This is a genomic window from Curtobacterium sp. Leaf261 (genome assembly GCF_001422205.1).
In the GTDB taxonomy this organism is placed as follows: Bacteria; Actinomycetota; Actinomycetes; order Actinomycetales; family Microbacteriaceae; genus Curtobacterium.
Genome location: NZ_LMMJ01000001.1, coordinates 445633 through 458383, shown reverse-complemented (window position 1 = coordinate 458383; position 12751 = coordinate 445633). Strand labels below are relative to the sequence as shown.

General features: G+C 69.8%; 9 protein-coding genes. 5 read left to right on the top strand and 4 right to left on the bottom strand.

Annotation, left to right across the window (positions count from 1 at the left end; all coding sequences use genetic code 11):
• Nucleotides 1-57: 57 nt before the first annotated feature.
• The 3 genes from sucB to ASF23_RS02000 all read right to left on the bottom strand — a co-directional run bounded on the left by sucB (nt 58) and on the right by ASF23_RS02000 (nt 4827).
• A complete protein-coding gene (gene sucB / locus ASF23_RS02010) occupies nt 58-1596 on the bottom strand; it encodes a 2-oxoglutarate dehydrogenase, E2 component, dihydrolipoamide succinyltransferase (RefSeq protein ID WP_055948139.1) in 1539 nt (512 codons plus the stop codon).
• An 87-nt stretch (nt 1597-1683) separates the two neighbouring features.
• Nucleotides 1684-3057, bottom strand: a complete 1374-nt coding sequence (lpdA, locus tag ASF23_RS02005) for a dihydrolipoyl dehydrogenase (RefSeq protein WP_055948137.1) — start codon at nt 3055-3057, stop codon at nt 1684-1686.
• 168 nt (nt 3058-3225) lie between these two features.
• The gene (locus ASF23_RS02000; protein WP_055948131.1) at nt 3226-4827 is read right to left on the bottom strand and encodes a leucyl aminopeptidase; all 1602 of its coding nucleotides are present in this window, start codon (nt 4825-4827) and stop codon (nt 3226-3228) included.
• Nucleotides 4828-4911: 84 nt separating this feature from the next.
• Here ASF23_RS02000 and ASF23_RS01995 point away from each other — a divergent pair, with 84 nt between their 5' ends.
• The 4 genes from ASF23_RS01995 to ASF23_RS01980 all read left to right on the top strand — a co-directional run bounded on the left by ASF23_RS01995 (nt 4912) and on the right by ASF23_RS01980 (nt 9710).
• Nucleotides 4912-5826 carry a proteasome assembly chaperone family protein gene (locus tag ASF23_RS01995; RefSeq protein WP_055948129.1) on the top strand — a complete coding sequence of 305 codons (915 nt, stop codon included), beginning with the start codon at nt 4912-4914 and terminating at the stop codon, nt 5824-5826.
• Nucleotides 5827-6324: 498 nt separating this feature from the next.
• A complete protein-coding gene (locus tag ASF23_RS01990; protein WP_055948126.1) occupies nt 6325-7659 on the top strand; it encodes an RNA polymerase sigma factor in 1335 nt (444 codons plus the stop codon).
• A gap of 6 nt (nt 7660-7665) precedes the next feature.
• Entirely contained in the window at nt 7666-8946 is a 1281-nt protein-coding gene (locus ASF23_RS01985; RefSeq protein ID WP_055948123.1) for a MurT ligase domain-containing protein, read from the top strand.
• Nucleotides 8943-9710 carry a type 1 glutamine amidotransferase gene (locus ASF23_RS01980; protein WP_055948120.1) on the top strand — a complete coding sequence of 256 codons (768 nt, stop codon included), beginning with the start codon at nt 8943-8945 and terminating at the stop codon, nt 9708-9710. Before ASF23_RS01985 ends, ASF23_RS01980 begins: the two co-directional genes overlap by 4 nt.
• Nucleotides 9711-9905: 195 nt before the next feature.
• On the opposite strand, the gene ASF23_RS01975 is transcribed toward ASF23_RS01980, so the two are convergent.
• On the bottom strand, nt 9906-10133 hold the full coding sequence (locus ASF23_RS01975; RefSeq protein WP_055948117.1) for a DUF7455 domain-containing protein: 228 nt from the start codon (nt 10131-10133) through the stop codon (nt 9906-9908).
• 258 nt (nt 10134-10391) lie between these two features.
• Between ASF23_RS01975 and ASF23_RS01970 the strand changes: the two genes are divergently transcribed.
• Nucleotides 10392-12644 carry a DNA gyrase/topoisomerase IV subunit B gene (locus tag ASF23_RS01970; protein WP_055948114.1) on the top strand — a complete coding sequence of 751 codons (2253 nt, stop codon included), beginning with the start codon at nt 10392-10394 and terminating at the stop codon, nt 12642-12644.
• Nucleotides 12645-12751 lie beyond the last annotated feature (107 nt).

The following is a 12751-nucleotide window of genomic DNA, read 5'->3' as shown; positions in this document are numbered from 1 at the left end:
GCTGCCGGAGTCGGGTCGAGCGGCATCACCGCTGTCCCTGACTCAGGAGTGGGAGCGTCAGTACCCGAGGTTCGGGCCGAAGTTCCCTTCCTCGAGACGGTTCTTCACGGCGACCAGGTACCGAGCCGCGTCGGCACCGTCGATGATCCGGTGGTCGTAGGACAGCGCGAGGTAGACCGACGAACGGATCGCGATCGCCTCCTGTCCGTCGACCTTGACCACCGCGGGCTTCTTGAACACAATGCCGGTGCCGAGGATCGCGGACTGCGGCAGGAACACGACCGGTGTGTCGAACAGTGCGCCGCGCGAGCCGGTGTTGGTCAGCGTGAACGTACCGCCCGAGAGCTCGTCGGGCTTCAGCTGGTTGTCCCGCGTCCGTCCGGCGAGGTCGGCGATGTTCGTCGCGAACCCCGCGAGGTCGAGCTCGGCCGCGTCACGGATGACCGGGGTGAGCAGACCACGTTCGGTGTCGACCGCGATCGCGAGGTTCTCGCTCGGCGGGTACACGATCTCGTCGCCGTCGACCGTCGCGTTCAGCTTCGGGTGGGCCTTGAGCGCCTCCGAAGCGGCAAGTGCGAAGAACGGCAAGAAGCTGAGCTTCGCTCCGGTCTTCTCCTGGAACTCGGCCTTGTGTGCGTCGCGGAACTGGGCGACCTTCGTCACGTCCACCTCGACGACACTGGTCAGCTGCGCGGTCGACTGCATGGACTGCACGGCACGCTCGGCGACGACCTTGCGCAGGCGGGACATCTTCTCGCGCGTCCCACGGAGCGCCGAGACCTCGGCGACGAACGGTCCGCTCGTGGCGGACGCGGGCGTCGACGCAGGGGTGCTCGCCGAGGCAGCCTTGTCGGCGGCCTCGAGCACGTCCTCCTTGCGGATGCGCCCCCCGACGCCGGAGCCGGTGACGGACGACAGGTCGACGCCCTTCTCGTTCGCGAGCTTCCGGACGAGCGGCGTGACGTACCCGGAGACCGCTGCGCTGGTCGTGGGGTTCGGGACGGTCGCGGACGGTGCCGACGCCGGGGCCGAGGCTGCCGCGGGTGCAGCCGCAGCAGGGGCCGCTGCGGGAGCAGCGACAGGCGGCGGCGGAACCGGTGCGGCGGCCGGAGCCGGAGCCGCGGCGGGCGGTGCCGCCGGGGCCTGCTGCGCAGCCGGCATCGGCTGAGCGGCGGGCGCCGACGGAGCAGCCGGTGCCGGTGCCGGTGTCTCTTCGTTCTGCTCGGTGCTCGGAGCCGCCTCGGGCTCCTCTGCGTCCGCGACAGCGGCATTCTCGTCGTCGGACGACACGGACTGCTCGGCCGGGGCCTCGTCCTGCTCGGCGGGGGCCTCGGGCTCGGACGAGCCGCCCTGGTCGGAGCCGTCGCCGATCTTGACGAGGGCGGTCCCGACCTCGACGGTCTCGTCCTCGGCGACCAGGATCTCCTCGATCACGCCGGCGACGGGGGAGGGGATCTCAGTGTCGACCTTGTCGGTCGAGACCTCGAGCAGCGGCTCGTCGACCTCGACGCGGTCCCCGACGTTCTTCAGCCATCGGGTCACCGTGCCCTCGGTGACGCTCTCGCCGAGCGCCGGGAGGTTGACGGATTCGCTCATCAGGTGGGCTCCTATTCGCAGGATGTGTTCGGGGTGGTGGTGTCGGTGGTGCGCGAGCTCATCCGCGCGGTTCGATCCGGTGCAGGATCAGAGCGCGTGGAGCGGCTTGCCCGCCAGGTGCAGGAAGGCCTCGCCGAGTGCCTCGTTCTGCGTCGGGTGCGCGTGGACCAGCGGCGCGATGTCCTCCGGGTATGCCTCCCAGTTGACGGCCAGCTGCGCTTCGCCGATGAGCTCACCGACGCGGGCGCCGATCATGTGCACGCCGACGACCGGGCCGTCGATGACACGGACGACCTTGATGGACCCCGCGGTACCGATGATGTGGCTCTTGCCATTGCCTGCGAGGCTGTAGTCGTAGGAATCGACCTTGTCGGCGCCGTACTCGGCCTCGGCCTTGGCCTGCGAGAGACCGACCGACGCGACCTCAGGGTCGGAGTAGGTGACCTTGGGGATGTTCTTGTCCTCGACGATGACCGGCGAGAGCCCGGCGATCTCTTCGGCCACGAAGATCCCCTGCTGGAACCCGCGGTGTGCGAGCTGCAGTCCGGGGACGATGTCGCCGACGGCGTAGACGCCGGGGATGTTCGTCGCGAGACGCTCGTCCGTGATCACGAAGCCGCGGTCGAGCGTGATGCCGACCTCTTCGTACCCGAGGTTCTGCGTCACGGGGCCGCGGCCGACCGCGACGAGCAGGATGTCGGCGTCGTAGGTCTTGCCGTCCTCGAGCGTGATGTGCACACCGTTGTCGGACTGCTCGACACCCTGGAACCGGACACCGAGCGAGAACTCGATGCCGCGCTTGCGGAAGGCGCGCTCGAGCTGCTTGGACATCGACTCGTCCTCGTTCGGGACGAGGTGGGGGAGCGCCTCGATGATCGTGACGTCGACCCCGAACGACTTCCAGACGCTGGCGAACTCGACCCCGATCACGCCACCGCCGAGGATCGCGACCTTGTTCGGCACGTAGTCCATCTGCAGTGCGGTCTCGGAGGTGATGACCCGACCGCCGATCTCGAGCCCCGGGAGGCTCCTCGACGTCGACCCGGTCGCCAGCACGACCTTGCCGCCGGTGACCGTGCGGTCGCCGACCTGGACTGTCGTCGGGGAGGTCAGTCGACCCCAGCCCTCGATGACGTCGATCTTGCGGGCCTTGATGAGCCCCTGCAGGCCCTTGTACTTGGAGCTGACGATGCCTTCGCGGTACTCGATGACCTTCGGCATGTCGATCCCGGTGAGTTCGGCCATCACGCCGTACTTCGCAGCGTCCCGCGCGCCGTCGGCGATCTCCGCGGCATGCAGCAGCGCCTTCGTGGGGATGCACCCGCGGTGCAGACACGTCCCGCCGAGCTTGTCGCCCTCGACGAGCGCGACGCTCATCCCGAGTTCGGCGGCCCGGAGGGCTGCGGCGTAGCCACCGCTCCCGCCTCCGAGGACCACGACGTCATAGGTCTGTTCCGTCACCTGGTGCAACTCCCTCGTGCGTTTCAGGACCGATCGGGTCCTCGTGGACGTCACTGTCTCGGACGACACGGTCCGCGACGTCCGACGGTCGGACCACCTGGTTCCGGTCCCGTCCCGTCAGTGTCTCGGCGAGGGATCGTGTCGATCGCACTCGCCTGCTCGACCCTACTACTTGGACTGGAGCTCTTCTGCGAGTGCGATGAGTGTCCGCGTCATGACACCGGTCGGACCCTTGCCGAGCCATCCGTACCCGCCGCCCTTGTTCTCGGACGGTCCGGCGATGTCGAGGTGCGCCCAGGGGATCGTGGCCCCCTGGGCGTCGACACCCACGTAGCGCTCGAGGAACTTGCCCGCGAGCAGCATCCCGGCGGCGGGCGCTCCCGGGGTCGCGTTCACCATGTCGGCAACCTCGCTCGCGAGCCTGGCGTCGAGTTCCTCGGGGAGGGGCATCGGCCAGACGAGCTCCGCGACGGACGCAGCGACCGTGCGCACCTGGTCGACGAGCGCGTCAGAGCCCATCAGCCCGGTCGTGCGGTCACCGAGTGCGACGACCTGTGCCCCGGTGAGCGTCGCGACGTCGACGATCGCGTCCGGCTGTTCGAGCGATGCGGCGACGAGACCGTCCCCGAGGACGAGACGGCCCTCGGCGTCGGTGTTCGTGACCTCGACGGTCTTTCCGTTCTTGAGTGTCAGGACGTCACCGGGCCGGGTCGCGGACCCGGACGGCATGTTCTCGGCGAGGCAGAGCCATGCCGTGACGCGGACGTCGAGACCGAGCCGGGCGGCGGCGACCGTCGCGGCGAGGACCGTGGCCGCACCCGTCATGTCGTCCTTCATGCCGTTCATCGACGCAGCGGGCTTCAGCGACAGCCCGCCGGAGTCGAACGTGATGCCCTTGCCGACGAGCGCGAGGTGCTTCGTCGCGGCCTCCGGTGCGTAGCGGACGACCACGAGACGGGGAGGCCGGACCGAGCCGCGTCCGACGCCGATGATGCCGCCGAACCCCTGTTCCTCGAGTGCGGCCTCATCGAGGACCTCGACCGTGAGCGGCAACCCGACGGCGGCGTCCACCGCGGCGGCCGCGACGTCCTCCGGCGCCATGTCGGCGGCGGCGGTGTTGACGAGGTCGCGGACGAGCGCGACGGCGTCGGCGACGATCATCGGCCGGACTGCCGCGCCGACGCCGACCGCGGCAGCCGCGCCGACGCCGACCGCGTCAGCCGCGCCTGCGGCACCGCCGGCGTCCGGGGTCCCGGAGGTACCCGTCATCCGAGACGCGTCCGTTCGGGTCAGGAGGGTGATCCGCTGGTCGCCACGGGCCGGTCCGGTGGTGCCGGTGCCCCGGTGCCGGGTGAAGCTGTAGGAGCCGAGCGCGGCACCCTCGAGGGCTGCGTCGACCAGCTCGGCGGAGTCGAGGGGGAGCGCGAACACGATCGACGCCGCGTCGGACAGCTGGCGGACCGCACTGCCGGCGGCGCTCCGCATGGTCGCGGCGTCGGTGCCGGGACCGAGCCCGACGAGCGCGATGCTGCGCGCGGCGATCCCCGGTGCCGGGATCCGCACGAGCTGGTCCTTCGCGCCCTTCGCGCCGAGGGCGGCGAGGTCGAGGTCCTCCAGGCCGAGGTCACCGATGCCGAGATCGTCCCCGAGGGCGGGGTCGGCGACGGTCGCGGGTGCCCCGTCGACACCGGGGCGGACCCCGAGGACGAGGACGTCGGCCTCGATGGCGGAGGGGCGGTCGGTGGAGGTGTTGAGCGTCGGTCGGACCATGCGGCAAGCCTATCCAGCGTGTGTTCGCTGTCGGCGCGACCCCGTGGCGCCTCCGGCCGTGCGCGCTCGCCTAGCATTGCAACGATGAACCATCCCGACGACCTCTACGCACTCGATGCCGCGGCCTCCGAGACGCCTCCGGGGCTGCACCTGGTGGCGGCACTGACGGGGTTCGCCGACGCCGGGGGAGCGGTCGCGCAGGTCACCGAGTCACTCCTCGGAGCGTCGGACACCACGCTCGTCGCGGAGTTCGACCCGGACATCCTGCTGGACTACCGAGCGCGTCGCCCGGTGATCACGTTCGACCGCGACCACATCAGCGAGGTCGCCCCGGCACGGCTCACCCTCCGGATCGTGCACGACGAGCTCGGGCAGCCCTTCCTCTTCCTCTCCGGGTACGAGCCCGACTTCCAGTGGAACCGCTTCGTCGCGGCCGTCGTGGACCTGGCGGAGGACCTCCAGGTCGCCGACACCACGTGGATCCAGTCGATCCCGATGCCCGTCCCGCACACGCGCCCCATCGGCATCACCGTCAGCGGGACGCGGCCGGACCTCGTCGAGTCGATGAGCGTGTGGAAGCCGCAGACCCAGGCCCCGGCGAACGTGCTGCACCTCGTGGAGCACCGCCTCAGTGAGGAGGGGCGTGAGGTCACCGGGTTGGTGCTCCTCGTGCCGCACTACCTCTCGGACACCGAGTACCCGGACGCTGCGGTCGCGGCGCTCTCGGGTGTCGCCGCTGCCACCGGTCTGATCTTCCCGACCGATCAGCTGCGGGAAGAGGGCCGCGACTTCCTCGCCCGCGTCGACGAGCAGGTGGGCGGGAACGAGGAGCTCGGCAACCTGGTGTCCGCGCTCGAGGAACGCCACGACACCTACATGGCGGGCAACCCGATCGCGTCACCGCTCACCGGAGTCGACGGCCAGGTGCCGACGGCGGACGCCATCGCCGCGGAGCTGGAGCGGTTCCTGGCGGACCGCGGCGCGGACGACGGCGACTGAGCCCACGGGCGGACCGCGGCGCGGACCCGTGCCGGTCACGGAACACGATCCGGACGGGAGGCGCGGTGCACGACCGCCGCACCCGTCGAGTCGCGGGACCCGCGCGCGCATCCGGCGTGCTGCGACGACGGGGCGGGCAGGTGACGATCCTCCAGTCCGGAAGCAGGTGTCACGGACGGAACCGGGTGCCATCGGCGACCCGGTCGGCCGCGGCGTCGGTCCGTCGTGGAGCCGGTCGGTGCACCTCGACGGTGGCGGATGTGGCCGCGGTGCACGTGGTCGCAGCAAGACGTGCAATAATGGACCATGGACCCGTTCGGGCCCCGTGTATCTACCGGTCATTCGACCGCGCCGATCGCAGGGACTTGACATGGGTCCTCATGCTGCCCGGAACACCCGATCGACCGAACCCCGGCCGATCGGATCCGGTGACGTGGGGGCCGGATCCGCAGGGGCGTCACTCCCCGAGAAGGTGACACGACCAGAGAGGTGATCGCAATGGCTGCCCGGAGCACGACGATCGATCCCACCAAGGACACCACGGCACAGCAGGCTTCGTCCGCCGAGACGGACACAAGTACAGCTGCCACGAGCACAGCTGCCACGAGCACGGCTGAGGCATCCCCCACGGACAGTGCCGCCACGAAGAAGGCCGCACCGAAGAAGGCCGCACCGCGGAAGACCGCCGCCAAGACGGCCACCGCCAAGGCCGCCCCCGTCAAGAAGGCGACCCGCGGCAAGAAGTCCGACGACACCGACGAGGACGAGACGCCCGTCGAACCCGTCGATGCGGACGACAGCGACGACGCGGACGACTCCGCAGACACCAAGCCCGACGCCGCAGCCGCTGTGGCCGCCGGCGCGCTCGTCATCTCCCAGGCGGACGACGACGAGGTCCCGGTCTACTCGACGACCATCACGGGCGCCACGGCCGACCCGGTCAAGGACTACCTGAAGCAGATCGGCAAGGTCGCCCTCCTCAACGCCGCAGAGGAGGTCGAGCTCGCGATGCGCATCGAGGCCGGGCTCTTCGCCGAGGACAAGCTCTCCCACGTGACGGGCCTCTCCAAGCAGGAGGAGCGCGAGCTCAAGTGGGTCGCGCGCGACGGTCAGCGTGCCAAGTCGCACCTGCTCGGTGCGAACCTCCGCCTCGTGGTCTCCCTCGCCAAGCGCTACACCGGCCGTGGCATGCAGTTCCTGGACCTGATCCAGGAGGGCAACCTCGGTCTCATCCGTGCCGTCGAGAAGTTCGACTACACGAAGGGCTTCAAGTTCTCCACGTACGCGACGTGGTGGATCCGCCAGGCGATCACGCGTGCCATGGCCGACCAGGCGCGCACGATCCGCATCCCGGTGCACATGGTCGAGGTCATCAACAAGCTCGCTCGTGTCCAGCGTCAGATGCTGCAGGACCTCGGTCGCGAGCCCACGCCGGAAGAGCTGGCGCGCGAGCTCGACATGACGCCCGAGAAGGTCGTCGAGGTCCAGAAGTACGGTCGCGAGCCGATCTCGCTGCACACCCCGCTCGGCGAGGACGGCGACAGCGAGTTCGGTGACCTCATCGAGGACACCGAGGCCGTCGTGCCGGCGGACGCGGTCGGCTTCACGATGCTCCAGAAGCAGCTCGAGAGCCTGCTCGACTCCCTGTCCGAGCGTGAGGCCGGGGTCATCCGGATGCGTTTCGGCCTCGGGGACGGCATGCCGAAGACCCTCGACCAGATCGGTGACACGTTCGGCGTGACGCGTGAGCGCATCCGCCAGATCGAGTCGAAGACCATGGCCAAGCTGCGCCACCCGTCACGCTCGCAGTCGCTCCGCGACTACCTCGAGTAAGCCGGCATGCGTTTCATCGTCCCGATCCTGATCGGGCGGGTCCTCCGCGCCCTTGCACGAGCGAGGGGCGGGGGATCCGCGTACCCGGGCTACATCGTCATGAAGCTCGTGCCGGACTTCCTGCAGCACGTCACGAAGCAGTTCCCGAACGGGATCGTCTTCGTGCTCGGCTCCAACGGCAAGTCGACGACGACCCACATGATCTCCGACATCATGCGGGCGCACGGACTCCGGGTGTTCACCAACCCGTCCGGCGCGAACCTGCCGCAGGGGATCGCGTCGGCGCTGCTGTCCGAGGTCGGGCTCACCGGCAGGCTCAAGGCCGACATCGGCATCCTCGAGGTCGACGAGGCGTTCGCGGTCGAGCTCTCCGGGATCCTGCACCCCTCGACGGTCACGATGCTGAACGTCCAGGTGGACCAGCTGTACCGGTTCTTCGAGACCGAACGCGTGGCGACGATGATGCTCGACACTGCGGCGACGAGCACCGCGAACGTCGTCACCAACCACGACGACCAGTTCCTCGACGCGTACGTCGGTTCCGCCGGTCAGCGGGTGCTGCGCTTCGGTGCGAGCGCCGCGATCGTCTCGGCCGCACCGAACGGCCTGCAGAACGCGGACGACTTCGCCGGCCCTGACCGGACGGCCGACACCGACACCCCGCCCACCACCGCGGCGGACGCCGAGATCGTCGAACACCGCGGCGACGGAGCGGTCATCCGGTTCGGCGGCACGGACATCCCCGTGCGGCTCCCGGCCAGGGGTCTGCACTACGCGGTGGACGCCGCCGCCGCAGCCGCCACGGCGAGTGCTGCACTGGGCGACCAGTTCCGCGCAGCCTCGGTGACGGACGCGTTCCGCAGCATGAAACCGGCGTACGGCCGCGGTGAGCGTCTGCCGATCGGCGACGAGTCGGCCGAGTTCACGATGTTCAAGAACGCCGCGAGCCTGCAGCTGAACCTCGATGCGTTCGACACCGCGCCCGAGCAGGTGCTCATGGCGATCGACGAGGGCACGCCGGACATCTCGTGGATCTACGACATCGACTTCTCCGGTCTCGACCACGTCGACGTCGTGTCCGGGGACAAGGCATGGCAGATCGCGCTCGCACTCGAGCACGCCGGTGTGCGCATCGGCCTCGTCGAGCCTGACGTCGAGAAGGCGATCCGGGCGATGCAGGAACTGGGGCGGACCGACCGCGGCACGAAGAACTTCATCGTCAACTACGAGATCATGATGATCGCGCGGAAGGCCCTCGGCCACCCCGATCTGGAGAAGACGGCATGAGCGCCGATCGGCTGAGGATCCTGCACGTGTACCCACGGCAGCTCGGCGTGTCCGGGGACCGTGGCAACGTGACGGCCATCGTGGCGCGCGCGGCCGCGGCGGATCTGCCGACCGAGGTGCTGACCTACGCACCCGGTGACGCGGTTCCTGCGGGCGCGGACGTCGTCGTGATCGGCAACGGCCCGCTGAGCGCGATGCGCTCGCTCGGCACCGATCCCGCACGGATCGCGCCGGCCCTCCGCGCGATGCGCGACGACGGGGTGCCCGTCGTCGCACTCGGCGGCGGATACGACCTCGCCACGAACGAGGTGGTCCCGAGCGATGGTGCCCCCGTCACGGGCTTCGGGGTGTTCGACGCACGGGCGATCCGGGGCGCCGAGCGTCGGGTCAACTACTTCCTGCTCGAGTCGCGGTACCCGGGCCTCGGCGATGCTCGTCGGGTCGCCGGGTTCGAGGACCACGCCACCCGCATCGAGAACGCGGACGCGTCGGCGGTCTTCGCGGACGTCGTCTCGGGCGGTGGCAATCAGGACGGGTCCTCGACCGAGGGATCGGTCGCCGGTGTGTCGTTCGGCACCCACACCCAGGGGCCGCTCCTCCCGCTGAACCCCCACCTGACCGATGCGGTGCTCCGTGCGGCGACGGCACGACTCGGCGTCGACTACCTGCCTGACGCGGCACGCACCCGCACCGTGGACGAGTACGCGGCCAAGGCGCGCGCCACGATCGAGCGCTACGTCGACAAGGCCTTCAAGCGCATCTGACGCCTCCCGCCCGCGAGTGCGGACCGGACCAGCCTGGAGGCGCGGCCTGCTCTGGCAAGGGCGGGTCGCGCCTCCAGACCGGTCGGGTCGTGCCTCCAGACCGGTACAGAACCCGTTCGGCAGGGTGTCCGCTTCCCGCAACGACGAAGCGGCCGGGCCCCGAAGGGACCCGGCCGCCTGATGTCGCGCAGACGCTCAGCGTGCGTCGTTGTACAGCTTGCTCGTCTCGTCGTGCCACTCGATGGCGGTCGCCGCGAGCTTGTCCTTGAACTGGGCACCGTGGTGTGCACAGAAGAACAGCTCGCCGCTGGCCATGGTGGCGCGGATGTAGGCCTGCGCACCGCAGCTGTCGCAGCGGTCTGCTGCGGAGAGCTGGTTGCTGCTGGTTTCGTCGATGGAGAGGTCCTGCACGGTCTGGGTCATTGCTGTGCTCCTCAGTGATCGGAGGCGGTGCCGGTGGTGGTGTCCACCATTTGAACACGCCGTGGCTGGGAACCGTGCATCGTGAGCGACCCGTTTCGCTCAGCGCGGACTCGGTGCCCCCAGTCCCGGGGTGCTCACAGCCTCGGCGACGCGTCGGCGTCGTGCCCCGACGTGCCCCGTCGTGCCCCGATGCGCTCGGGCGGCTCTCACACGGGGTGGCACCCCGGCGCTGTCAGCCCGGCTCGTTACGCTCGGGAGGTGAGTTCCGACTATTCCGCCCGCCACCTCTCCGTGCTCGAGGGCCTCGAGGCCGTGCGCAAGCGTCCGGGCATGTACATCGGGTCCACCGACTCGCGTGGACTCATGCACTGCCTCTGGGAGATCATCGACAACTCCGTCGACGAGGCGCTCTCGGGCAACGGCGACGAGATCACGGTCCGCCTGCACGACGACGGCTCGGTCGAGGTCGGGGACACCGGCCGTGGGATCCCGGTGGACATCGAGCCGAAGACCGGCCTCACCGGGGTCGAGGTCGTCTTCACGAAGCTCCACGCCGGCGGCAAGTTCGGGTCGGGTTCCTACGCCGCGTCTGGTGGCCTGCACGGGGTCGGTGCGTCCGTCGTGAACGCCCTGTCCGAGCGCCTCGACGTCGAGGTCGACCGCGGCGGCAAGACGTACGCCATGTCGTTCCACCGCGGGGAGCCCGGTGTGTTCGACGACGCCGACGGCATCGGTCCGGACGCGCCGTTCGCGCCGTTCACCTCGGGGAGCGAGCTCCGCGTGGTCGGCAAGGTCAAGCGGGGCGTCACCGGGTCGCGCATCCGCTACTGGGCCGACCGCCAGATCTTCACGAAGGACGCCGCCTTCAGCATCGACGGTCTGACGAACCGCGCCAGGCAGACGGCGTTCCTGGTCCCCGGGCTCGGCATCACGATCACCGACGACCGCACCGCGTCGATCGCTGCGGCTGCGCGGTCCGTGGCCGCGCTCGGACTGGAGGGACGGGGCGGGGCCGCCACGGGCCTCCCGTCCGATGGTGGGGACGCGGACGACGCGACGGGCCAGATCGAGGCGGAGGACGGCGCGACCGGGCCCGAGGCGCTCGGCACAGCGGTTGCGCCGACGACTCCCGGAGGGCCGGTCGTCGAGCGGTTCCGGTACGACGGCGGGATCAGCGAGTTCGTCGAGCACCTCGCCCCCGACACCGCGATCACCGACGTCTGGCGGATCCAGGGGACCGGGACCTTCACCGAGACGGTGCCGGTGCTCGACGACAAGGGGCACATGGTGTCCACCGAGGTCGAGCGGTCGTGCGAGGTGGACCTCGCGCTCCGATGGGGTGGCGGCTACGAGACGGTGTTCCGGAGCTTCGTCAACATCATCGCGACGCCGAAGGGCGGCACGCACCAGACCGGCTTCGAGACCGGCATCATGAAGGCCGTCCGTGCACAGGTCGACGCGAACGCCCGGAAGCTCAAGGTCGGCACCGACAAGATCGACAAGGACGACGTGCTCGCCGGGATGACGGCCGTGCTGACCGTCCGCCTCCCGGAGCCGCAGTTCGAGGGGCAGACGAAAGAGATCCTCGGGACGCCGGCGGTCCGGCAGATCGTCGCGAACGTGGTCTCGGCGCGGCTCACCGAGATCCTCACGTCGACGCAGCGGACCGAGAAGGCGCAGTCGGCGACCCTCCTCGAGAAGGTCGTCGCGGAGATGAAGTCCCGGATCTCGGCGCGGGCGCACAAGGAGACGCAGCGGCGGAAGAACGCGCTCGAGAACTCATCGCTCCCCACGAAGCTCGCGGACTGTCGCTCGAACGACGTCGCGTCGACCGAGCTGTTCATCGTCGAGGGCGACTCGGCGCTCGGCACCGCGAAGCTCGCGCGGACGAGTGAGTACCAGGCACTGCTGCCGATCCGCGGGAAGATCCTCAACGTCCAGAAGGCGTCCGTGAGCGACATGCTCAGCAACGCCGAGTGCGCTTCGATCATCCAGGTCATCGGCGCGGGTTCCGGTCGGTCGTTCGAGCTCGACCAGGCCCGCTACGGCAAGATCATCATCATGAGCGACGCCGATGTCGACGGCGCGCACATCCGGACCCTGCTCCTGACCCTGTTCTTCCGGTACATGCGTCCGATGATCGAGGAGGGCCGGGTGTTCGCCGCGGTCCCGCCGCTGCACCGGGTCATCGCGATCAACCGTGGCAAGCCGAACGACATGATCTACACGTACTCGGAGCAGGAGCTGCAGGCCGTGCTGAAGAAGCTCGACAAGGCCGGCAAGAAGTACCAGGAGCCGATCCAGCGGTACAAGGGCCTCGGGGAGATGGACGCCGACCAGCTCGCGGAGACGACCATGGACCGTGCGCATCGGACGCTCCGTCGGGTCCGGGTGTCCGATGCCGAGAACGCGGCGCGGGTGTTCGAGCTCCTGATGGGGAACGACGTGGCGCCGCGCAAGGAGTTCATCCTCGCGGGGCAGGGCCTCGACCAGAACCGCATCGACACGTAGCGCGGGCCGGGCGCGCCGTCCGCCGGAGCGCGGTCGGCCCGTGCGCGCCCTCCGCCGGCGCGTGAGAAGTGGCCAACTGTCGGGTCGGTTCCTGCACCCGACAGTTG